Origin of the sequence: Caproicibacterium argilliputei, from assembly GCF_029211325.2 — a bacterium.
GTDB lineage: Bacteria > Bacillota > Clostridia > Oscillospirales > Acutalibacteraceae > Caproicibacterium > Caproicibacterium argilliputei.
In genome coordinates, this window is the sequence record NZ_CP135996.1 from 1,274,384 (window position 1) to 1,295,597 (window position 21,214).

Genomic DNA, 21,214 nt, shown 5'->3' on the forward strand with positions numbered 1-21,214 from the left:
AGGTGATAATTATGTTTGAAAAGCTTCGGAAAATCCGGACTAATAGAAACGTGTCTGGAGAACAGATGGCGGAGGTGCTCGGGTTGAAGACCCAAGCGGCATATTACAAAAAAGAGGCAGGTACAGTTAAGTTTTCTTTGGCTGATGCAAAATGTATCAGCGAATTTTTCCATATGCCGATAGAGGAGATTTTTTTTGCCAACGAATTGTCCTAATAGGAAATATACCGCTTATGCGAGTCCAGAATGGAAACACGACTTATCTGCTCCTTCTATTTTATCGCCAATGGAGGTGAAACAAAATGGGCTATTACCCTACAAAGGCAGCCAGCAACATATACTGTCAGTGCAGGAAGGCCGCCGCAGAGTATAATGACCGGCTGAACAGCAGGGAGGGCGCTGCGGAGCTCCTGAACATGTCCGTGTCCACTCTGTCCGATTACGAACTTGGAATTACAAAGGCAATCCCTGTTGAATCCGTGGTTCGTATGGCTGACTTATACAATGCTCCGGAGCTGCGCAATCACTACTGCACTCATGATTGCCCGATAGGGCGAACCGATGTGGCGCCGGTTAAGCTGGACGAGTTGGACAGGCTTGTGATGGAACTGCAGGGCTGTATGAAATGTGCGGGGATTGACCGGGAGAACTTGCTGGAGATTGCGGCGGATGGAAAAATTGATGATTCCGAGAGACCACAACTGCAGCAGATCCTTCAGAACTTAGACGCTATCTCAGAGGGTGCAAACAGTTTAAAACTCTGGGTTCAGAAAAATTTAGGAGGCAGCGATACATAATGGATAATATTAAGATGCTCACGCTGATCCCATGCACTGTCAAGGGACTGGATCGGCGAAATGGCGCGATGTTTGAGGACCTTTACATACTGTCTGACCTAGACATTGATCTTAACCACTATCCGCGGACCACAAAAGATGGTAAGCGGAACTTTGAGGAAAGCGCCAAAGAACTCCTGAGTGATAAGTACGATAACTGGGGCTTTCAGGTAAAGGAGATCTTGTTTGAAGCATCTGTGAATGCGCAGGTTAATTTGTTGGAACTGGTGGGGGAAGACAATGCGTAAAGTGGAGACCGACTGGCATCGCGTTCCAGTGATTTTTGACCTTTCTTATGCGGCTGCTTTGCTGGGAATCAGCCTTGATTGTATTCACAAGCTGGCACAGCAAGGGCGCTTCCCCGCTTTTAAAGTTGGGAAACTCTGGAGGGTCAGAAAAGATGATTTAACTGCCTATATTGAGAGGCAGACTCTGCTGGAAGGAAGTGACTCAGCATGACCGCTGCGGTATTGTTCTTCGGCGGCGTCCTGTCTGGCATTGTTGCCATGGCAGCGGCTGAAATTGTCAACTCGATAAGGAGGAAATAATCGTGGTAATTGTTTTGCTTGTACTTACGCCGGCGTTGGTCGGTATGGCCGCTGCGGCAGCCGTTGATGAAGTGATTGACCGCCGGCACTGCGACAAGCAGCGTCAGCGGCGGGCGGCATTGCGGACAGCCGAGGCCAGGAAAGCCCGGAACCGCAAGGAAATTATTGATTTGATGGAATGGAGGAATGAGTGATGGAAGAACTGAAAGCGTGCCCATACGTAGAATCGCACTCCGGCATTGACGGTAACGGGCAGGAATACATAAGTATCGTACTTGAGGAGCCGCAGATTGACGCGAGAAATTTATGGTTTGGTGGACTTAACATGGTGTTTGAAAATAATCATAAAAAACAACGTGCAGAGGCTTATCTGAGTTATTGGCGGAATGGAGTACCGCAATATATCCATGCGGTAAGGACATGGAAAGGCGAAACGCTCTCCGAAGCCGAGTGCCTCAAATTCGCGACGGACTACGCCCGCAAGCCGGAACAGGAGGACAAGCCATGACCGCACCGGATATCTGCCGCACCTGCCGGGTGTATAAAGTGAATAAGCGGTGCTGTTTTCAGGCCAACTGTTTAAAGGTTGCGGTATGGAAAAACAAAGTTGAAGAATACGCCTACTGTGCGTTCGCGAGAGAAAGCCATAACAGAATAGAAAGGATGTGCAAAAAGTGGAATCAGTAATATGTGCTCGTTGCGGCAGGAAATTAAAGTCGCCAGCTGCCGTGGCTGCAGGGTACGGCAGCTGCTGTTACCGAAAAGAGTTTGGTACATCGCTTCCCGGTTCGAGCGGTTCGCACAGCGGCCATGCAAGCACTCATTGCTCTGCTTCACATGGTGCTCTCAAGACTCCAGAACCTGTTTATGTTGGCCCGGTAGGACCGCTATTTCAGCACGACATTATCTGCAGCCGGGACGCAGACGGAAAACCGCAGGTAAACGTGACGGAGCGTGTACATAGCCAAAATAGCGGCTTCGACTGGGGCGCTCCGATGGACAAGCAAACAAACCTTGCCCTGAACATTCTGTCTGCATTCGTTGGGCAGGAGGCGGCCGAAAAGGATGGGCTGTATTTCAAATTCCGAGACGCGTTCATTTCAAATATGCCGTCGGAGGGCGGGATCATAAAAAAAGAAGCAATCCTTACTTGGATTGCTTCTCAGGGAGTTGGTGAGATTGATGGGTGAGCATATCATGCAGCACGCAAGTGAGATGTACGAGTTGCTGGTGCGCGGCGATTACCGCAGCCCAATTCAGGTTATGGACGCGATTCGGGACGTTCAGCATCACGGTACAGCGCAGATTGGCAGCAGCAGCCTTTCGGCATTTAAGGATGCTGCAGGGAATGAACATTTGAGAGTCGTTATGTAGGAGCAAATATGGCAATATGGCATAAAAAAGCGCCGACCGTAATGGCCGACACTCACCCAAACCATATTGTATCACTACTTAACTAAAGAAACAAGACTTTTTAGTCAATGGAGGTACAAGATGAACAGCAACAATAATGCACTCGCCGAAATTAACAAGAAGTATGCAGGATGCAACCTGCTGATGCCTATGAGCGTATCTGCTCAGATGTCACCTTTTTATAAGGTAACTGTGATGCAGGTTCAGGCAGACACTTCCGACAATTCCGGCGATATTTTTAAGGTCGGAAGCATAAAAGTCGGGAAAAACTGGGAGCCAGTATTTTCTCCCGCCAAACCGCTGCTGATGAAGATAGCGGCTGCCGCCGGTATTCAGTTTGACCCAACTCATACCGGCGGTGAATATGTCAGCGGCGACAAGAACGTGTACCGCGGGCGGGCATATGGAGCTATGAAAGAACCTGATGGCACATGGAAAACCCATGCGGATGAAAAAATCATAAATCTGCATGATGCAGAGGACAACTACCGGCTTGAATTCATGGACAAGTGCCTGAAAGGTATTGCAGACGAGAAGCAAGCGAAGGCTGCCGCTGATATGTTTCAAGGAGAATGGAAGCCAGCCAAGGACAAATATGGAGACCAAGTAAATGCCTTTTTCGTGGCAAAGCAAGACCAGCAGCAGTACATAGAACGCGGCATATTGGTAAACATGACGCTGCTGCGCAAGACCATGTGCGAGAAAGCCTTGACTGGAGCAATCCTCCGTACAATTCGGGCACTGACCGGGCTGAAAGGAACTTATACGATAGGGGAGCTCAAAAAGCCGTTTGCAATCCCGCGCGTTACATTCTCGCCAGATTACAACGACCCGCAGATTCGTGCCGCCGTGCTAAGACAGGGTATCAGCGCGACATCTGAACTTTTCGGCAGTGCCCCGGAGGCTGCGGCACCAGTACTGAATGACAGTATGCCCTCGGTCCTGGAAAGCACATTCAGCCCGGAAAACTTTGCGGACAACCCGGCATTTGCTTCGGAGAATGTTGACGGTGCACTCCCTGAGCCGCAGCAGAAGATGGATATGCCACAAGCTCGACAGCCTGAACCAGAAAAACAGACTCGTGCTGCAAGCAATCAGAGTCAGGCAGCAGAAGATGATGCAATGCTTTGCGAAATGTGCGGTCATTCAGTGACACCATCCGTGTATAAGTATTCCGTCAATAAGTTTGGCCGCCCGCTTTGTATGGTCTGCCAAAAGGAGGTGCAGCAATAATGGGATACCTCAAAGAACGGTACGGAATGAGTTTGTTGGGAAAAGTGCCGGAAGGAACTTGTCCCGAGTGTGTCGGTAAGCATGGACCTGAACAGCCGCATAACCGTGATAGCCTGGCATATCAGTACAAATTTTATGATGAACATGGGCGTTGGCCAACATGGGCGGACGCAATGGCTCACTGCCCTGAAAACGTAAAACAGTATTGGACCAAAGAACTCCAGAAGCATGGTGTCGATGTGAATGGAGGGGACAAGCAATGAAAATTTTACATACGGCAGATTGGCACATTGGCAAGTTTCCCGGCCCAGTTGACAACAAGGGAAACAATCAGCGGGAATATGATACCTATGCTTGTATTGACTATATGGCCGATTATGCGCGGAATAAATTCCCTGATTTGATTCTTATTTCCGGAGATATTTTTCATCAAGCACGGGTATGGGCTGACCGCGGGATTGATGAAGTGCAGACGGCTATTCATGTAATTTCTTCACTTAGCGACGATGCTCCGGTAGTAGTAATGCGGGGAACACCGAATCATGATGGTGCTGAACAGTTCCATGCTTTGCAAAGCTACTTTGAAAATAGTCCTGATGTATATGTGGTAACGGAGCCTAAAACAATTCAGGTTGCGGGTATCAACGTATCCTGCCTGCCAGGTTTCGACCGCGGCGTATTCCGTGCCCAACACCCCGGTCTTTCCAAAGATAACGAATGCCGGGTATTCACGGAGGAAATCAGCAAAATCGTGCTTGGTCTGAGAGCACAGTGCCAAGCCGGGCTGAAATCCGTGTTGATGGCACACTACACCGTGCCGGGATGCAATACAGAGAGCGGACAGACGCAGTTTTTCTCCCAGTTTGAGCCGGTACTAATGCCGGAAACACTGGATACTGCGGGATTTGACCTTGTAGCAATGGGGCATATCCACCGGCCGCAGCAGGTAGAAAGTTGCCGGAACACGTTTTACTGCGGCGCGGTGAATGCCATGAATTTTAATGATGAAGGGCAGCTGCGCGGCTTCTACCTGCATGACCTTGATACTGGAACGCATGAGTTCATCACAACACCGGCGCGGCAGTTTGAAACAATTCGATTCACACAGGCTGACATTGATGGAATCAATACAGGTGCGATTGAGGATGTGGCCGTTCACCGTTTTTCGAGTGTAAAGGGAAAAATTGTACGAGTACTGTATTCATGCTCTGAGAGGGCGCACAAGGCGCTTAATCGGGCGGTGTTGGAAGAAAGGCTCTATCAAGATGGCGCGTTCTGGGTGTCCAGTATTGAGCCGGAAAAGGTTGAAATCGGGACAAATAAGGACGAGCTTTCCGAAAAGACAGACCCGGAAAAGAACCTGCTGCACTATCTGAAAGAAAAAGGTATTCCGGATGAACAGGCTGCCTCGATTATCGAAGCAGCGCGGCCTATCATTGAGGACGCAATGGAAGGAAACATGGCGGCACGGTATACCGGAGCCTTTGTGCCGATGGACATATCCGTCAAGAATTATCGCAACTATGAGGAAGAAAGTTTTGACTTCACGGACATTTCTTTCTGTACAATCAACGGCATCAACGGTGCTGGCAAGAGCAGCCTGTTCATGGATGCCATCCTTGACTGTTTGTTTGAGGAACCGCGTGAGGGAGACCTGACCGGCTGGATTCGGGCAGACGAAAAAGCGCACAGCGGCTCCATTTGCTTTACTTTTTCGATTGGGGAGCACGTCTTTCGTGTAACCCGCACCCGCACGAAGTCAGGAAAAGCCACTTTGAATATTTCAGAAGCAGTCAATGGGGAATGGCAGGACCGCTCCCGTGAGAAGATCAAGGATACGCAGGGCGTCATTGAGAACGTGATTGGAATGGACAGCCTGACATTTCGCAGTTGCGCACTCATTATGCAGGACCAGTACGGACTGTTTCTGCAGGCAAGCAAGGAAGACCGCATGACAATCCTCGGAAATATCCTTGGCCTTGGCGTATATGAGGACATGGCAAAATTGGCAAAGGACAAAGTCACGGATACAAACAGAGAAATCGCGCAGAAAAAAGCCGTGATTACCAACCTGTCCGAAAACGGCAGAATTGCTGAGCATCACCAGTCCATAATGGACGTAATCAACCAGTTGGAAATAGATTCCGCCAGCGCAAAAAAAGAACTTGACGAAGCTACAAAGCGTAAGGATGCTGAAATTTTGAAGCTTGCACAGTGCAAAGAAGCTGCTGAACGTAAGCGGAAAATTGATGCAGAGTATCAAGGCGTTACTTTAAAGATGGGAACGTTGAGTAAAAACGTCCTGGAAGAAAAGGCTATTGTTGAGGATGCCGATAAAATCCTTTCCGCTGCCGCCACAATCCATGCGGAGGCAGCACGCTTGTCGGAACTCACCGAGCAGGAAAAAGTGCTGCTGCAGCAGCAGGCCACTTTGAAGACGAAGTGCGAGGCTACAGCGGCAATAAAAAGCCAGCTTGCACAGAGCAAAGCAAAAGCGGAGCAACTGTTACGTGATAAGGAAAAAACGGATAATAACATCCTGCAGCGTGGTCGCGAATGGCAGGAAGCCAATGCCTGCAAAGAAGATGCTGCTGAATATGCGGCAATTCAGCCACAGATTTCAGAGATGGAAAACCGCGAAAAGGAATATCGGGAAGCTAATGGTCGCCTTGACACTACTAAATCTGCATTTATAGATGCCAAATCGGCCTTTGACATTGAGGCGGCACGCCGCAAGCAGCGGGTTGAACACCTGCAGAGCCGGGCAAAACTGCTTAAGGACAGCCAGTGTGTTGACCCTGAGAACGCCCAGTGCAGGTTCCTTGCAGATGCAAAAGCGGCCAAAAAGGAACTGGAAACTTATGTGCCGCAGTGCACCACATGGAAGAATGAACAGCTCAATGCACTCGGGAAGAGCCAGGAACAGATTAACGTTCTTACTTCTGCACTTAATGCGGTTGGCTATGATGCGGATACGCTTACGCAGCTTCGACAGCGGGCAGACTCGCTTAGGGCAAAGGCCGATATGTACAAACAGGCAGCGTTGTATGATGAAATGCTCAAGTCTGAAAAACAGGCGGCTGAAAAAATTGAGACTGACATTACAGTAACCAACGCGGATATTGCAAAATTGCAGAAGCAGTTGTCAGATTCAGAAAATCTGGATTCCAGCTTAACTGAAATTGATAAGCAGTTGTTCGCCCTGAAAGCAAGCATTATGGACGCTCACCAGTGGATTGAAAAAGAAAAGAAGCTGCCTGTCGCCGAGGAACGCAAAAAAGCAGCAGAGAAGCGCATTGGGGAGCTGAACAAGGAAGTCTCTGAATGCAGTACAAAACAGCTTGCACTCAAGCATGAGAGCGACAAGATGATTGCAGGATTAGAAAACGAGAGTGACCTTTCTCGTAAATCCGTTTCAGCAATGATGGATGTAAAAATAGTGCAGGACAAACTGAATGAGCTTAACAAGTCCTTGGGAGTTTATGAAGAGCAACTGCGGCTGAACGAAAAGACGCAGGAAGAAATCAAGCGCCAGCAGAAGCAAGTAAATATGCTGTCGCAGAAATCTGAAACATTCAGTATCCTGAAATCTGCATTTTCGCAGGACGGCATTCCGCACAACATCATCAAATCCATGTTGCCAATGCTGACCTCAACGGCCAATACGATACTCGGACAAATGACAGGCGGCCGGATTGGCATGGAGTTCATCACGGACAAAGTGCTGAAATCCAACAGTAAAAAGGAAGTTGCCACGCTGGACATTATTATCAATGAATATGGCAAGGACAGCTTACCGTATCTCTCCAAGTCCGGCGGCGAAAAGGTTAAGGCTTCGCTCTCAGCAGTCCTTTCACTGGCCGAAATCAAGAGCAGTCAGGCCGGAATTCAACTCGGAATGCTTTTTATAGACGAGCCACCGTTCCTTGACGCTGACGGCATACAAGCTTACTGCGACGCCCTCCAGACCATCCAGAGCCGGTACAGCAGCTTAAAGGTCATGGCAATAACCCATGACCCCGAAATGAAATCCCGGTTCCCGCAGAGCATTGATATCGTAAAGGATGCCAGTGGAAGCCATGTACTGACAGACTGAGGGTGATAAGTATGTGCTTTTCGGCAAGACCTCCCCCTGCTGCTCTTCTACTACTGATAGAAAGGGGGGATTACTCTGAATTATATCTCCGAGATACGGGCGTTTTATGATTGGGTTCAGTTCAATTCATTGCCGGCTGATGCACAAGCCTTATGGCACGCTTTGATGTACTTAAACAATCGGTGCGCGGTTTGTATTAATGGTAATTGGGCATGGCGGGTTGAATTTACAGTTTCCAATACAACGCTGTTATCAATATTAAAATTCTCTCGACAGCAATTAGACCGTATGAGAAACGCTCTAATTCAGACGGGACGAATTGAATATAAAAAAGGACGAGGAAATCAGAGTGGAACTTATAAGATGATTCCTTTTGATGCTAATAATGTTACACAAACCGTTACACAACCTGTTACACATTCTGGTACACAACCTGTTACACAAACCGTTACGCAAGTATGGCACATTAATAATAATAATCTTAATCCTAATTTCAATTCCAATAATTATGATGTTGATGGTGATGCCGCGGGCGCGGATGTGCGCGACGAAGCGGGAAAACTGCTGACCCCGGAAATCCTTTTTTCAGAGTGCTTCCAAAAAGAACCTGCTCCGTTTGAGAGTAAACGCTGCGACCAGCTTCTACGTTTGCATGATCCTGACCTGGTGGAATATGCTTTTGAACGGTCTGCTGAAATGGGGCAAAAAACTCTGGCGTATGTGCAGGGAATCTTAAACCGCATGGCTCAACGCGGTATACACGACATGGGGGACTTGGCAGACTGGGATATGAAGGCAGGTGATATATAGCGTGAGTCATTCAATACGGACCCGGACAGATGTTGAAAAAGAGTTCGTTAAAATTTTTAGTCAAATGACCAACGAACATCAAAGTTGGGAAGTGTGGTCTGATTTTTGCTACATGGCCGCTGCTGCAATATCAAATTCAGTGGACAAGGTATCGGCACCGGGACGCGAAAAGCAATACCTGCAGATAATCAGGAAATACCGTAAACCACATCAGGAGAATTTTTCAAGGCTGCTTGCATTGGTAGTTGAGGCACTGAACGCTAATCCAGATCAAGACTTTCTCGGCGAGCTGTTTATGGCATTGGAACTCGGGAACCATTGGACAGGCCAGTTTTTCACGCCGTACAGTGTGACACGAATGATGGCGGCCATGATATTTGGTGATGGGTTGAAAGAGCAGATTAGGCATGACGGCTATGTCAGTGTGTCAGACCCGGCGTGTGGGGCAGGAGCAACGCTCATGGCTTTTGCAAACGAATGTCAGCGGCGGGAAATCAATTACCAGCAGAATGTGATTTTCGTGGCGCAGGATATCGACCAGACCGCAGCGCTGATGTGCTACATCCAAATGAGCTTGCTGGGTTGTCCCGGATACGTGACTATTGACGATACGCTGGCGCATCCGCAAACAGGTAACCCGCTGTTCATGCAGCCGGCAGATAATGTTTGGCTGACACCTTTCTATTTTTCGCAGGTGTGGCAGCAGCGGCGGGCAGTGAAAATGTTAGACCGGCTGATTCGGGCAAACCAGCCGGATAAGCCAAAGGAAGAATTTTTCTTCTTTACGTTCCAGAAAGGAGCAGAAAATGTCAGAAGTTATTGACTCCGCAGTGAAAAAGCTGGCGGAGCAGCAAGGGGATATAACGAAGACTCCCTACCTGAAAAAAGCAATCGTTGAGTACATGACGGAGGAATGCAACCATGACGAAGTTCTGTCCGCTCATGTATGCCAGGAGCAGAAAACGCTGGACAAATGCGTTTTCTACTTGATGCTACATGCACGTGAATACATGGAGAACCATGATGATGGAGAATGCCTTGGGGTTTGCATTGAAAGCGATATCGTTTATCACTGGATGAAAGATTATTACAATAAGGACGATGCGGCCATTGAAGCAGAAGCTGCAAAGAAAGCTGCTGAGGCCAAGAAGCAGCAGGAAAAAGCGGCCGCCAAAGAAAAGGCTGCACAAGCGAAACGTCAAAAGGAAGAAGCTGCGAAAAAAGCTGCAGCGGCCGAAGAAAAGAAAAAGTCAGCGGCAGAGAAAAAAGCGGAAAAGAAAGCTTCCAAGGCCGCCGAGGAACGTAAAGAGGAAAGCGAAGCCGGTCAGTTGTCATTGTTTTAAGGAGGTGCAGACGATGGACAAACGGGAACTAAGGAAAATCCCGGCTCTGCGGGCTACACCGCAGGACATAAGCCTTGCCAAACGCGTGAGCGGCGCCAAATACATTGCAAAGTCAGAGGTAAGGATTTGTGCGCATAAAAAAACACTGCTCCTGAACCTTTTCCGCGCACCGGAACTGCGCATTGGAAAAGTAGAAGCAGCATTTCGTGTATGTTGTACACACGATGATTATATCACACAAGATATGCAGAATGCAACAGCATGTAAGTGGCTCACGGGGAAGTTGTACTCTATCACATGGGAGTATGACGACTACGGGAATGGGGATTTCATAACCTTTTCTGATGATGAATCAGTTAATCTCGTTCACAAGTTTTTTCACAAAGAGGGAGATCCGATTCGTGTAATTCATGACTTTCAGGAAAGTATTGCACATGAACGACTGATGTGCAGATACCGGGAGCTGATGCATCAGATTGATGAAAGAATGAAGTTGGTGCCATCACTGCCGCACGATTTCCGTCACTGGGTGGAGGAATATGCGCTGTATGACAGCCGGTATTTGGTGTATCAGTACAGCCGCAAAAAGCAGATGGACGGATACTGCACACATTGTCACCACGATGTAAAGGTTATTAATCCGAAGCACAATCAAAAAGGAATCTGCCCGCACTGCGGAAGCCATGTGATTTTCAAAGCTGCTGGCAAGTTTCACCATCAACTGGATAGAGAGCACGTTACGCTCATTCAGCGTGCAGGGGATGGATTTGTTTTCAGATGCTTCACAGCATACAAACGCTATGACAACATCCGAAAGCCAGACATGGCCATTTATGAAGATATGCGCAGTTTTGCAGATAAGGGCTTCCAAATCACGAGTGAAGATGCCTACAAGTGGGATTCATTTAGACCAAACGTGAATATTGTACGTTGGAAAGACGACCCAGCAGCAGGCGTCTGGTACGAAGGAAAGGTTTATTGGAACAACCTGCAGGAGGTATTGCAAGGTACCAAATGCCAGTACAGCGCTTTGTGGACGCTGCTGGAGCGGAACCCAGACAAGCGCTTTTATCCGCTTGGGTTTCTCCTAAATTACAAGCCTTCATATGAATATCTCATAAAATTGGGAATGTACAATTTGGTATTTGAAGATGTAAATAGTAGTGAATATTTGTATAGCAATAATGGAACGGATATTCCAAAGGAAAGCAAGAGTATAGTAGAAGCACTCGGCATTCCAAAGACAATGTTATCAATGCTGAAAATGATGAATCCGACAAAAAACGAACTTTCCATGTTCCGCGCTGCTGCCGCTGCAGGTAAGTGGACGACACCAGAGGAGGTCCGCCGAGTTGAAAGCGTCATTCCAGATGCACGGGTATTCTCCGTGCCGGAAACAACGCCGCACAAAATCATGAGGTATATCGAGCAACAAAAAGGTAGGAACGCAGAGCATGCTTTCAGAGAGTGGATAGATTACATAGGCTTTTGCCGCAAACTTGGTTATGACATGGGGAATAGTTTTATCCTTTTTCCGAAGGAACTGAAAAAATCACATGATACGCTTATGAACCGCATTAAGATAAAAAACTCACGTGCTGAGGACAAGAAAATTCGCGCCATGTTTAAGGAATATCAGAGGCGCTTCGAATGGCAGCAGGGAAATTACGTGATGTTGGTACCGCGGTGTGCTGCCGATATCATCAAAGAGGGGCAGGATCAGCATAATTGTGTAGGAGGATACGTTAAAAGTGTGGCAGAAAAAGCAACAGTTGTACTTTTTCTGCGGAAAAAGGAGAACCCTAAAAAATCGCTTTACACAGTGGAATATTGCGATGGAAAGGTAATGCAATGCCGGTCGTTTTCTAATGGGCCAATGACTTCGGAAGTGGAAAAACTCATAAAGCAGTTCGAACGGGATATTCTTTGCAGGGCTGAAAAAGAAAAGATTGGAGTAGGTGTGGCATGAAAAACCTTACAAGTTTGAATCGATATCGTGAACCCATAAATGGGGACTGGGGAAACAACTATGAGGGATGCTTCAAAATCTTTTTGAATGGGAAGGCATTCTTTGCTGTAGCGAGTGTTGGGGGTGGCTGGGATCATGTAAGCGTCAGCACAAAAAACAATAAACGCTGCCCCACATGGGATGAAATGCGAATGGTAAAAGAGATGTTCTTTGAGCCGGACGAATGGGCTGTGCAGTACAATCCGCCGGCTAACGATAACATCAGTATTTGTGACAACTGTCTGCATCTCTGGAGACCTCAAAACGTGGATTTGCCAAAACCGCCGAAAGAATTTGTTTGAGGAGGAATTGAAATGAGTAGAAAGAAGTGCCGGCTTTCGCCGGAAGAGTTGAATATGCACGAGCAGGCCGTTAAGCTGCGTAAAATGACAGATCGTCAGCTTGTCGCCTGTTTCGCAGCAGAAAAGAAAGCCGCCTATGAAGATGGTGAATTCCAGGGCAAGAGAGAAGTCCTTAAACATCAACGCCCATCAAATCAAGTAATCGGGGACACTGGAGTGAAAGCTTTTCTGGAAGATATTCAGTCCGTTAGTGGGATTGGGACGGTGACAATGAAAAAACTTCATAACCTTGCAGAGGAGCGTGGATACCTTGGGGTATAAAGGATGGGAGAATTTCCAACCGGGTCAGTGCAAATCAGCTACTTTGCAGCACCGGCAACAGGGATACCGCAGCCGCGAACTTGGGCAAGCATTTGAAGACCGTATCAACATGGTGTGCGATTTTTACCGCACCCGAGGGATGGCCTACATAGAGAAAACGCCGGAGCCCTTCAAGGTAACAGACCGACAGTATGACAAGCATGGCAAATTTGTTGGTTTCACCGGTCATTTTGAGAAGCAGGCGCAGCCGGATTACAAGGGAACGCTTCGTACCGGCAGGGCGGTATGCTTTGAAGCCAAAGCAACCGAGGCCGGCAAAATCATGCAAGACGCTGTAACCGAGTGGCAGGACAGGGCACTTGAACAGCATCAGCAGTTTGGCGCGGAAGTATTTGTTTTGGTGTCGCTGAGTCTGCGCAGTTTCTACCGGGTGCCGTGGACAACGTGGAAACTTATGAAGCACATTTATGGGCATAAGTTCATGACGGCAGAAGAACTGGAAAAGTATCGCATTACGGACCGCGGTACCGGGATGGTTCACTTCTTAGAGGAAAGCAAGAATGAGCAATTATGATGATTTAGTTTCTGATTTTTTTGAGAGCTATGTGAAGTCACCACGCAGCGGCTACACAAAGGAAGGCAATTTTACTGAGGAAGTTATAACAGCAGCCGCAAAGCTGCTGTTGAATGAGAAAGTTTTTGAATCTGAGCAGGAAATGAAAAAAGAAGCTCTGAAGGACTACGGAATCATTTTGCCAGCAAAAATTTTTAAGGAGAATTAATAATGAATTTAGACATACAGGCAATCGCCGACAGCAAGATTAAAGAAATGCAGGACAGTGGTGCAATAAAAAATCGCATCGAAGAAGATGTTGAAAAGACAGTTTTGCGCGCCATCGATGATTCACTGAATGGGTATAAGCTTAGAAATCAGATTGAAGAGCAGATTACTCATGATGTTTCTGAAACACTCAAGAATATTGATTTTACCACTTACAATGGCTTTATTGCAGAGCAGGTAAAGGCTTTGACGGAGGGCACCCTGCGGGATGATGTGGCTCAAAAGATTCAAAAGAGTTTTGGCGACATCCTGATTCAGAAGCATGATGGAATTAAACTGTCGGAGATTTTCGACAAATACCGTGAATGGGTGAACGGAAACACAGAAGAATCAGAAAAGTATGAACGCCAGAATTTTGTGTGCAAATTGGATGAAAAAGAGGACGGTGCATTTACCCATTACACAGTAACTTTTAACGATGAAGGATTGGAGGATTGGGAGCATCCGGAAATTAAGTTTTCTTTGTGCAGATATAGAGACGAGCCTACGGTATCAATCAGAAATCTGTGGCTTGACGGAGAGTGGACAAAGTCGATGTTTAAGCTTGGGACGTTAAACGAAGTGCAGGCGCTTATCGCTAATCTTTACTATAATGGCACGAAGATTATTTTGGACATTGATGATGTAGACGACTCTGATGCATTTGATATTGATGATTAACTCGACCCTGCCGACCTAACAGCATTTTATCACGGGCATCTTAAAGCCTGTCGATATCTGAAATTATTAACACAAAAATTATTATACGAGGAGGATTGGGCATGAACATTACGTGCAATCGGACAGACCTCGCCAGTGCTATTTCCTCGGTGCAGCGGGCAGTATCCACAAAGGCCACCATCCCGGAACTGAGCGGTATCTTAATGACAGCGCAAGAAGGCACTCTGGAGTTGATTGGGTATGACTGTGAAACAGTTGGAATAAAGACGAATATCCAGGCAGAAGTGCAGGAGTCTGGCCCGGCGTGCCTGCCGGCAAAACTGCTCGGAGAAATGGTGCGTAAATTATCTGGTGACAAGGTCCACATTGAAACAGGAGGGAAGCACATGGCTGTGATAAAGTGCGGCCGCAGCCGATTCAGCGTGGCAGGGTTCGACCCCAATGAATATCCGGCCATACCGAAAATTGAGCAGAGAGAGGTGCTGCGCATCCCGAACGGCATCCTGAAAGGGATGATTCGACAGACGGCTTTTGCGGTGGCGCAGGTCGATTCAAAGCCAATACATACCGGTACACTGTTCGAAATCAATGAAGGAAAGATTCGGCTTGTCAGTGTAGACGGATACCGCATTGCGATTCGAGAAGAGAATGTCGGCAATGACTTAAACAAAACATCCTTTGTGGTACCGGGAAAATCCCTGAATGAGCTTTCCAGAATCCTTCCTGATAATGCTAAGCCGTGCGGGATAGTGATTGGAGATAGACACATTATCTTCTCTGCCGGACAGTATACCGTGTTTTCCCGGCTGCTCGAAGGAGAGTTCCTTGATTATAGGAGAGCGATTCCTCAGCAGCAGGGAACAGAGGTGGAAGTCAATACGCTGGGCTTCGTTGATAGTATTCAGCGTGTGTCGCTGATGGTAATGGACCGTTTGAAAAGTCCTATCCGCTGCTCTTTTGGAGACGATGTCATTGATTTGTTCAGTCGGACGCCGCTAGGACAGGCTTCTGACCAACTGCAGGCCAAAATCCAAGGGGACAATGTAGAAATCGGATTCAATGACCGGTATCTCTTGGACGCGTTCCAGAATGCGGAAACCGACGAAGTTAAACTTGGATTGAATGGGCCGCTGGCACCCATGACTGTTAAGCCAAAGGATGGGAACAGTTTCTTGTTTATTGTGCTGCCGGTGAGATTGAAACCGGAGGACAGGGCATGATGAGAAGATTTCAAACGATTTGCGTGCTAGTTTGCGTGACTGTGCTTATGGGAGGATGCGCAGAAGGCTCGTCCGTTTCTGCTGCACATGGTAAAAACCTTGCTGGAACAGATACGCTTACGCCAGTTACAGAGGCACAATATGACGGAGAAGGCCATTTTAGTGGTACGTACTATACCTTTTATGTTGATAACGCAACGGGGGTGGAATACATTGTGTACCAATCAGAAGTTCGTGGTGGTTATTCTACTGCCATTACACCACGCTTGAATCATGATGGAACGCTGGTGATTAAGAAATGAAGCCTATTCTTTTCAATACCCCAATGGTGCGGGCGCTTTTGGAAAATCGGAAAACGACCACACGGCGGGTGATTAAGCCAGAGCCAGAGTTTTACATAGGCGATTGGGAAATAGTTGGGAGAAATCCAGATCAGATATTGACTGATGGATGGGGCAATAGTCTGAAGCCTGTATATCAAGTCGGAGACATTCTCTATGTGAGGGAAACGTGGTGCGAGTTCCCGAAAGGAAGATATCATTTTAAAGCCGATTATGGTACAGAGAGAGATGAAGAATTTTTTCAAGCTGTATCAGATGTAAAGTGGCATCCATCCATTCATATGCCACACGAAGCCACCAGAATCTTTCTGCGCGTGGTCAGTGTTAAGCCGGAACGGCTGCAAAACACGAAATATTTTGAGTTTTTAAGCGAAGGGCTTCCATACAGGCAGTTCGAGCGAGATTTACGAACTGATTTTATAGTGCTTTGGGATGGCACAATAAAAGATTCTGACCGAGATAAATATAGTTGGAACGCGAATCCTTGGGTATGGGTAATTGAATTCGAAAGGATTGAGAATCAGGAGGCTGCCGATGCTTAATGTAGTAGTTCTCATGGGACGCCTGGTGGCCGACCCGGAGTTACGCCATACGCCGAACGATGTAGCCGTTACCAGTTTCCGCATTGCCGTTGACCGCGCATATTCAAAGTCCGGGCAGGACAAGCAAACGGATTTTATCGACATTACCGCATGGCGGCAGACGGCCGAGTTTGTGTGCCGCTATTTCACGAAAGGCTCTATGATTGCTGTAAAAGGCTCGCTTCGGGTGGATAATTACACCGACAAGGACGGCAACAAGCGTACCAGATATGATGTGCAGGCCGAAAACGTGAGTTTTTGCGGCGGGCGTAGGGAAAGCAATCAGGAATCACAGGAAAATTACGACGCAAAGCACAATTCGCCTGCTGCAGCAACTGCACCGGCAGCACCGGCTTATTCGAGCGGTACCAACAGTGATTTTCAGGCACTTCCAGACGATGATGATTTGCCATTTTAATTAAAGGAGACAAAACGATGAAAAAATCACTTATTAAAGTCGGCTGCATTTATTCCAACGGCAAGGGGAGGCTCCGCAAAATTGTAGCAGAAGGCTCGTCCGTTTCTGCTGCACATGGTAAAAACCTTGCTGGAACAGATACGCTTACGCCAGTTACAGAGGCACAATATGACGGAGAAGGCCATTTTAGTGGTACGTACTATACCTTTTATGTTGATAACGCAACGGGGGTGGAATACATTGTGTACCAATCAGAAGTTCGTGGTGGTTATTCTACTGCCATTACACCACGCTTGAATCATGATGGAACGCTGGTGATTAAGAAATGAAGCCTATTCTTTTCAATACCCCAATGGTGCGGGCGCTTTTGGAAAATCGGAAAACGACCACACGGCGGGTGATTAAGCCAGAGCCAGAGTTTTACATAGGCGATTGGGAAATAGTTGGGAGAAATCCAGATCAGATATTGACTGATGGATGGGGCAATAGTCTGAAGCCTGTATATCAAGTCGGAGACATTCTCTATGTGAGGGAAACGTGGTGCGAGTTCCCGAAAGGAAGATATCATTTTAAAGCCGATTATGGTACAGAGAGAGATGAAGAATTTTTTCAAGCTGTATCAGATGTAAAGTGGCATCCATCCATTCATATGCCACACGAAGCCACCAGAATCTTTCTGCGCGTGGTCAGTGTTAAGCCGGAACGGCTGCAAAACACGAAATATTTTGAGTTTTTAAGCGAAGGGCTTCCATACAGGCAGTTCGAGCGAGATTTACGAACTGATTTTATAGTGCTTTGGGATGGCACAATAAAAGATTCTGACCGAGATAAATATAGTTGGAACGCGAATCCTTGGGTATGGGTAATTGAATTCGAAAGGATTGAGAATCAGGAGGCTGCCGATGCTTAATGTAGTAGTTCTCATGGGACGCCTGGTGGCCGACCCGGAGTTACGCCATACGCCGAACGATGTAGCCGTTACCAGTTTCCGCATTGCCGTTGACCGCGCATATTCAAAGTCCGGGCAGGACAAGCAAACGGATTTTATCGACATTACCGCATGGCGGCAGACGGCCGAGTTTGTGTGCCGCTATTTCACGAAAGGCTCTATGATTGCTGTAAAAGGCTCGCTTCGGGTGGATAATTACACCGACAAGGACGGCAACAAGCGTACCAGATATGATGTGCAGGCCGAAAACGTGAGTTTTTGCGGCGGGCGTAGGGAAAGCAATCAGGAATCACAGGAAAATTACGACGCAAAGCACAATTCGCCTGCTGCAGCAACTGCACCGGCAGCACCGGCTTATTCGAGCGGTACCAACAGTGATTTTCAGGCACTTCCAGACGATGATGATTTGCCATTTTAATTAAAGGAGACAAAACGATGAAAAAATCACTTATTAAAGTCGGCTGCATTTATTCCAACGGCAAGGGGAGGCTCCGCAAAATTGTAGCAGAAGGCTCGTCCGTTTCTGCTGCACATGGTAAAAACCTTGCTGGAACAGATACGCTTACGCCAGTTACAGAGGCACAATATGACGGAGAAGGCCATTTTAGTGGTACGTACTATACCTTTTATGTTGATAACGCAACGGGGGTGGAATACATTGTGTACCAATCAGAAGTTCGTGGTGGTTATTCTACTGCCATTACACCACGCTTGAATCATGATGGAACGCTGGTGATTAAGAAATGAAGCCTATTCTTTTCAATACCCCAATGGTGCGGGCGCTTTTGGAAAATCGGAAAACGACCACACGGCGGGTGATTAAGCCAGAGCCAGAGTTTTACATAGGCGATTGGGAAATAGTTGGGAGAAATCCAGATCAGATATTGACTGATGGATGGGGCAATAGTCTGAAGCCTGTATATCAAGTCGGAGACATTCTCTATGTGAGGGAAACGTGGTGCGAGTTCCCGAAAGGAAGATATCATTTTAAAGCCGATTATGGTACAGAGAGAGATGAAGAATTTTTTCAAGCTGTATCAGATGTAAAGTGGCATCCATCCATTCATATGCCACACGAAGCCACCAGAATCTTTCTGCGCGTGGTCAGTGTTAAGCCGGAACGGCTGCAAAACACGAAATATTTTGAGTTTTTAAGCGAAGGGCTTCCATACAGGCAGTTCGAGCGAGATTTACGAACTGATTTTATAGTGCTTTGGGATGGCACAATAAAAGATTCTGACCGAGATAAATATAGTTGGAACGCGAATCCTTGGGTATGGGTAATTGAATTCGAAAGGATTGAGAATCAGGAGGCTGCCGATGCTTAATGTAGTAGTTCTCATGGGACGCCTGGTGGCCGACCCGGAGTTACGCCATACGCCGAACGATGTAGCCGTTACCAGTTTCCGCATTGCCGTTGACCGCGCATATTCAAAGTCCGGGCAGGACAAGCAAACGGATTTTATCGACATTACCGCATGGCGGCAGACGGCCGAGTTTGTGTGCAGGTACTTCACGAAAGGGTCTATGATTGCCGTAAAAGGTTCACTGCGGGTGGACAATTACACCGACAGGGACGGCAACAAACGCACTCGGTATGATGTGCAGGCCGAAAATGTGAGCTTCTGCGGCGGGAAGAAAGGCAGCGCAGCCACTGGGGAAACCCGCCCGGCTCCATCCTACGGCTCGGCCACTTCAACCGCTGCACCAGCAGCACCGGCCTATTCGAGCGGCGCGGACAGCGATTTTCAAGCACTTCCAGACGATGATGGTTTGCCATTCTAGGAGGGATAAAAATCATGCCTAAAATTTACAGCATCGATGAGTTTGCGAACCGGTGCGGATATTTCTTCAATGCGTATCTCACTCCCAAAGACGCGAACGACAAAACTTTCTATTCAGGCAGAGACCCCAGCCCGAATAACGGCTATAACTGCCGTCATCCGGAATGTGGAGAAGTGCAAGAAGGCATTGGGTGCTGTTTCCCTTGGAGTTGCCCTCTTGGGTATGAGGCAGATGAAGAAGATTTTGCCAACCAGAAAATAGATCACAACGGCTGGACGGACTACGAAGAAGGGGAATTCATTATTCCGAACAGTGGGGAGGAGGATAGCCATGAGTGATAATACGCTTGTGGATCTTGAAGATGTGTGGGAATTTGCAAGATCTCATAGTGACGTGGAAATTAACGGTGATGAATACATTGAAGCGGAAACAATATTAGCCTATGACGGACCAAAGGAGGAAAGGAAGTTTGGCCGCTGGAGCAGTGCCAACGGGAACTGGCCGTACTGTACCGCCTGCGGCGGCAAGGCGATTGAAGGGAAAGATGGAAATCCGGTTAAGACAAAATGCTGCCCGCACTGCGGCACTGATTTGGAGGCATAATAGCAATGCAGAAGAGTAAAATTGTCTGGTTTGCCGTCTCCGGCTGTTATTTTGCGCTGGCGGCCAATATGATTATTTCGGAAGTATGGGCATCTCCAGTTACTTACGCGTCGTTATTGGCTTTAATCGCACTGTATTCGTTAACTATGGGGTGCAGAAATTCAATTGGAGGTGCTTGAAATGACAGAAGAAGAAGTAGCGACTTTGGCTGCTACAGTCGCGGTCAAGTTTGCAGCCCGCGAAGCCAGCAAGGCAACGATGGAGAAACTCAAAAACGAGCAGAAAAAGGAACGCCAGGCTTGGTACGATAAGCGTCTGTACAACACAAAATTACTTCTGCGGAATTATCGGATGCTAAACGCTTATGTAAATGGTGCGGTATATGAGGAATCTGACAGTGAGGAGGAAGAAAGCGCCATGCAGATTCTTGACCTGATGTGCGCTGAGGCGTGGAGAACGGATGATGTGGAAGTCGCAAGTATTAAAAAGAGTGCTGTTCGCACCCACATTCTTATGGATCATGTGAATTCTATGCTTGGCTTGTATCGGGTGTTCTGCGAACAATCGTCCAGACCGGAGGACTTGCGGCGCTGGCGGGTAATCAGTGGGGCATACATAGAGGAACCAGAAAGGTCGTTTGCAGAGATGGCGTGTGAGGAACATTGCGAAATCAGGACGATCCAGCGGGACGTGAAGTATGCGATAGAGAAAATTACAGCATTGCTATTCGGTGTGGATGGCCTTGAGTCAAGAAATAATGTACAGTAACGAGCCGCCATGTCGCAAAGATGTCGTTTACATGGCAAGGCCAATGTGGTACGATAATATCGTAAAATTTTATCAAATGCCAAGGGCTGCCTTCGGGTGGCCCTATTTTTATGCAAGGAGGGTTAGCGCGGGCCGGTTC

The 21,214-nt window shown here is 47.5% G+C and carries 34 protein-coding genes; all 34 read left to right on the plus strand.

Going from position 1 to position 21,214, the window contains the following annotated elements:
• Positions 1–11: 11 nt before the first annotated feature.
• The 34 genes from PXC00_RS06075 (at position 12) to PXC00_RS06240 (ending at position 21,075) form a co-directional block, all read left to right on the plus strand.
• Positions 12–215 (plus strand): helix-turn-helix transcriptional regulator, encoded by a 204-nt coding sequence (locus tag PXC00_RS06075; RefSeq protein WP_275845828.1) that lies wholly within the window; start codon positions 12–14, stop codon positions 213–215.
• 86 nt (positions 216–301) lie between these two features.
• A complete protein-coding gene (locus PXC00_RS06080) occupies positions 302–796 on the plus strand; it encodes a helix-turn-helix domain-containing protein (protein ID WP_275845829.1) in 495 nt (164 codons plus the stop codon).
• Positions 796–1,083, plus strand: coding sequence for a hypothetical protein (locus PXC00_RS06085; protein ID WP_275845830.1), 288 nt, complete (start codon positions 796–798; stop codon positions 1,081–1,083). Before PXC00_RS06080 ends, PXC00_RS06085 begins: the two co-directional genes overlap by 1 nt.
• Positions 1,076–1,294, plus strand: a complete 219-nt coding sequence (locus PXC00_RS06090; RefSeq protein WP_275845831.1) for a helix-turn-helix domain-containing protein — start codon at positions 1,076–1,078, stop codon at positions 1,292–1,294. Before PXC00_RS06085 ends, PXC00_RS06090 begins: the two co-directional genes overlap by 8 nt.
• 91 nt (positions 1,295–1,385) lie before the next feature.
• On the plus strand, positions 1,386–1,577 hold the full coding sequence (locus PXC00_RS06095; protein ID WP_275845832.1) for a hypothetical protein: 192 nt from the start codon (positions 1,386–1,388) through the stop codon (positions 1,575–1,577).
• Entirely contained in the window at positions 1,577–1,891 is a 315-nt protein-coding gene (locus PXC00_RS06100) for a hypothetical protein (RefSeq protein ID WP_275845833.1), read from the plus strand. The genes PXC00_RS06095 and PXC00_RS06100 overlap by 1 nt, the downstream gene beginning before the upstream one ends.
• A gap of 166 nt (positions 1,892–2,057) precedes the next feature.
• Complete coding sequence (locus tag PXC00_RS14085) at positions 2,058–2,573, plus strand: DUF6166 domain-containing protein (protein WP_407654329.1); 516 nt, start codon at positions 2,058–2,060, stop codon at positions 2,571–2,573.
• A complete protein-coding gene (locus tag PXC00_RS06110; RefSeq protein ID WP_316935155.1) occupies positions 2,566–2,757 on the plus strand; it encodes a hypothetical protein in 192 nt (63 codons plus the stop codon). Before PXC00_RS14085 ends, PXC00_RS06110 begins: the two co-directional genes overlap by 8 nt.
• 66 nt (positions 2,758–2,823) lie before the next feature.
• The gene (locus PXC00_RS06115) at positions 2,824–4,029 is read left to right on the plus strand and encodes a hypothetical protein (protein WP_316935156.1); all 1,206 of its coding nucleotides are present in this window, start codon (positions 2,824–2,826) and stop codon (positions 4,027–4,029) included.
• Positions 4,029–4,292, plus strand: coding sequence for a hypothetical protein (locus tag PXC00_RS06120; RefSeq protein ID WP_275845837.1), 264 nt, complete (start codon positions 4,029–4,031; stop codon positions 4,290–4,292). The genes PXC00_RS06115 and PXC00_RS06120 overlap by 1 nt, the downstream gene beginning before the upstream one ends.
• The gene (locus tag PXC00_RS06125; protein WP_275845838.1) at positions 4,289–8,125 is read left to right on the plus strand and encodes a metallophosphoesterase; all 3,837 of its coding nucleotides are present in this window, start codon (positions 4,289–4,291) and stop codon (positions 8,123–8,125) included. The genes PXC00_RS06120 and PXC00_RS06125 overlap by 4 nt, the downstream gene beginning before the upstream one ends.
• A gap of 363 nt (positions 8,126–8,488) precedes the next feature.
• Positions 8,489–8,935 (plus strand): DnaD domain-containing protein, encoded by a 447-nt coding sequence (locus PXC00_RS06130; protein WP_275845839.1) that lies wholly within the window; start codon positions 8,489–8,491, stop codon positions 8,933–8,935.
• 1 nt (position 8,936) lies between these two features.
• Complete coding sequence (locus PXC00_RS06135) at positions 8,937–9,758, plus strand: N-6 DNA methylase (protein ID WP_275845840.1); 822 nt, start codon at positions 8,937–8,939, stop codon at positions 9,756–9,758.
• Positions 9,742–10,278, plus strand: a complete 537-nt coding sequence (locus PXC00_RS06140; RefSeq protein WP_275845841.1) for a Cas9 inhibitor AcrIIA9 family protein — start codon at positions 9,742–9,744, stop codon at positions 10,276–10,278. Before PXC00_RS06135 ends, PXC00_RS06140 begins: the two co-directional genes overlap by 17 nt.
• Positions 10,279–10,291: 13 nt before the next feature.
• On the plus strand, positions 10,292–12,247 hold the full coding sequence (locus tag PXC00_RS06145) for a PcfJ domain-containing protein (protein ID WP_275845842.1): 1,956 nt from the start codon (positions 10,292–10,294) through the stop codon (positions 12,245–12,247).
• Complete coding sequence (locus tag PXC00_RS06150; protein WP_275845843.1) at positions 12,244–12,588, plus strand: DUF7694 domain-containing protein; 345 nt, start codon at positions 12,244–12,246, stop codon at positions 12,586–12,588. Before PXC00_RS06145 ends, PXC00_RS06150 begins: the two co-directional genes overlap by 4 nt.
• Before the next feature lie 12 nt (positions 12,589–12,600).
• Positions 12,601–12,909: a hypothetical protein gene (locus PXC00_RS06155; protein WP_275845844.1), complete on the plus strand. Its 309-nt coding sequence runs from the start codon at positions 12,601–12,603 to the stop codon at positions 12,907–12,909.
• The gene (locus PXC00_RS06160; protein ID WP_275845845.1) at positions 12,899–13,483 is read left to right on the plus strand and encodes a Holliday junction resolvase RecU; all 585 of its coding nucleotides are present in this window, start codon (positions 12,899–12,901) and stop codon (positions 13,481–13,483) included. The genes PXC00_RS06155 and PXC00_RS06160 overlap by 11 nt, the downstream gene beginning before the upstream one ends.
• Positions 13,470–13,691: a hypothetical protein gene (locus tag PXC00_RS06165; RefSeq protein WP_275845846.1), complete on the plus strand. Its 222-nt coding sequence runs from the start codon at positions 13,470–13,472 to the stop codon at positions 13,689–13,691. The genes PXC00_RS06160 and PXC00_RS06165 overlap by 14 nt, the downstream gene beginning before the upstream one ends.
• A 2-nt stretch (positions 13,692–13,693) precedes the next feature.
• Positions 13,694–14,410 carry a hypothetical protein gene (locus PXC00_RS06170; RefSeq protein WP_275845847.1) on the plus strand — a complete coding sequence of 239 codons (717 nt, stop codon included), beginning with the start codon at positions 13,694–13,696 and terminating at the stop codon, positions 14,408–14,410.
• 101 nt (positions 14,411–14,511) lie between these two features.
• Positions 14,512–15,630: a DNA polymerase III subunit beta gene (gene dnaN, locus PXC00_RS06175; RefSeq protein WP_275845848.1), complete on the plus strand. Its 1,119-nt coding sequence runs from the start codon at positions 14,512–14,514 to the stop codon at positions 15,628–15,630.
• Positions 15,627–15,932: a DUF6440 family protein gene (locus tag PXC00_RS06180; RefSeq protein ID WP_316935158.1), complete on the plus strand. Its 306-nt coding sequence runs from the start codon at positions 15,627–15,629 to the stop codon at positions 15,930–15,932. The genes dnaN and PXC00_RS06180 overlap by 4 nt, the downstream gene beginning before the upstream one ends.
• A complete protein-coding gene (locus PXC00_RS06185) occupies positions 15,929–16,513 on the plus strand; it encodes a hypothetical protein (RefSeq protein ID WP_275847135.1) in 585 nt (194 codons plus the stop codon). Before PXC00_RS06180 ends, PXC00_RS06185 begins: the two co-directional genes overlap by 4 nt.
• A complete protein-coding gene (locus PXC00_RS06190) occupies positions 16,506–16,970 on the plus strand; it encodes a single-stranded DNA-binding protein (protein WP_316935159.1) in 465 nt (154 codons plus the stop codon). The genes PXC00_RS06185 and PXC00_RS06190 overlap by 8 nt, the downstream gene beginning before the upstream one ends.
• Positions 16,971–16,987: 17 nt before the next feature.
• Complete coding sequence (locus PXC00_RS06195; protein WP_316935160.1) at positions 16,988–17,299, plus strand: DUF6440 family protein; 312 nt, start codon at positions 16,988–16,990, stop codon at positions 17,297–17,299.
• Entirely contained in the window at positions 17,296–17,880 is a 585-nt protein-coding gene (locus PXC00_RS06200; RefSeq protein WP_275847135.1) for a hypothetical protein, read from the plus strand. The genes PXC00_RS06195 and PXC00_RS06200 overlap by 4 nt, the downstream gene beginning before the upstream one ends.
• A complete protein-coding gene (locus PXC00_RS06205; RefSeq protein ID WP_316935159.1) occupies positions 17,873–18,337 on the plus strand; it encodes a single-stranded DNA-binding protein in 465 nt (154 codons plus the stop codon). Before PXC00_RS06200 ends, PXC00_RS06205 begins: the two co-directional genes overlap by 8 nt.
• Before the next feature lie 17 nt (positions 18,338–18,354).
• Complete coding sequence (locus PXC00_RS06210) at positions 18,355–18,666, plus strand: DUF6440 family protein (RefSeq protein ID WP_316935160.1); 312 nt, start codon at positions 18,355–18,357, stop codon at positions 18,664–18,666.
• The gene (locus tag PXC00_RS06215) at positions 18,663–19,247 is read left to right on the plus strand and encodes a hypothetical protein (protein ID WP_275847135.1); all 585 of its coding nucleotides are present in this window, start codon (positions 18,663–18,665) and stop codon (positions 19,245–19,247) included. Before PXC00_RS06210 ends, PXC00_RS06215 begins: the two co-directional genes overlap by 4 nt.
• Positions 19,240–19,704 (plus strand): single-stranded DNA-binding protein, encoded by a 465-nt coding sequence (locus tag PXC00_RS06220; RefSeq protein WP_316935162.1) that lies wholly within the window; start codon positions 19,240–19,242, stop codon positions 19,702–19,704. The genes PXC00_RS06215 and PXC00_RS06220 overlap by 8 nt, the downstream gene beginning before the upstream one ends.
• A 14-nt stretch (positions 19,705–19,718) precedes the next feature.
• The gene (locus PXC00_RS06225) at positions 19,719–20,042 is read left to right on the plus strand and encodes a hypothetical protein (RefSeq protein WP_275846526.1); all 324 of its coding nucleotides are present in this window, start codon (positions 19,719–19,721) and stop codon (positions 20,040–20,042) included.
• Entirely contained in the window at positions 20,035–20,307 is a 273-nt protein-coding gene (locus PXC00_RS06230; protein WP_275846528.1) for a hypothetical protein, read from the plus strand. The genes PXC00_RS06225 and PXC00_RS06230 overlap by 8 nt, the downstream gene beginning before the upstream one ends.
• Before the next feature lie 5 nt (positions 20,308–20,312).
• Complete coding sequence (locus PXC00_RS06235) at positions 20,313–20,486, plus strand: hypothetical protein (RefSeq protein ID WP_275846530.1); 174 nt, start codon at positions 20,313–20,315, stop codon at positions 20,484–20,486.
• 1 nt (position 20,487) lies between these two features.
• Positions 20,488–21,075, plus strand: a complete 588-nt coding sequence (locus tag PXC00_RS06240; protein WP_275846532.1) for a hypothetical protein — start codon at positions 20,488–20,490, stop codon at positions 21,073–21,075.
• The last annotated feature ends 139 nt before the right edge of the window (positions 21,076–21,214 follow it).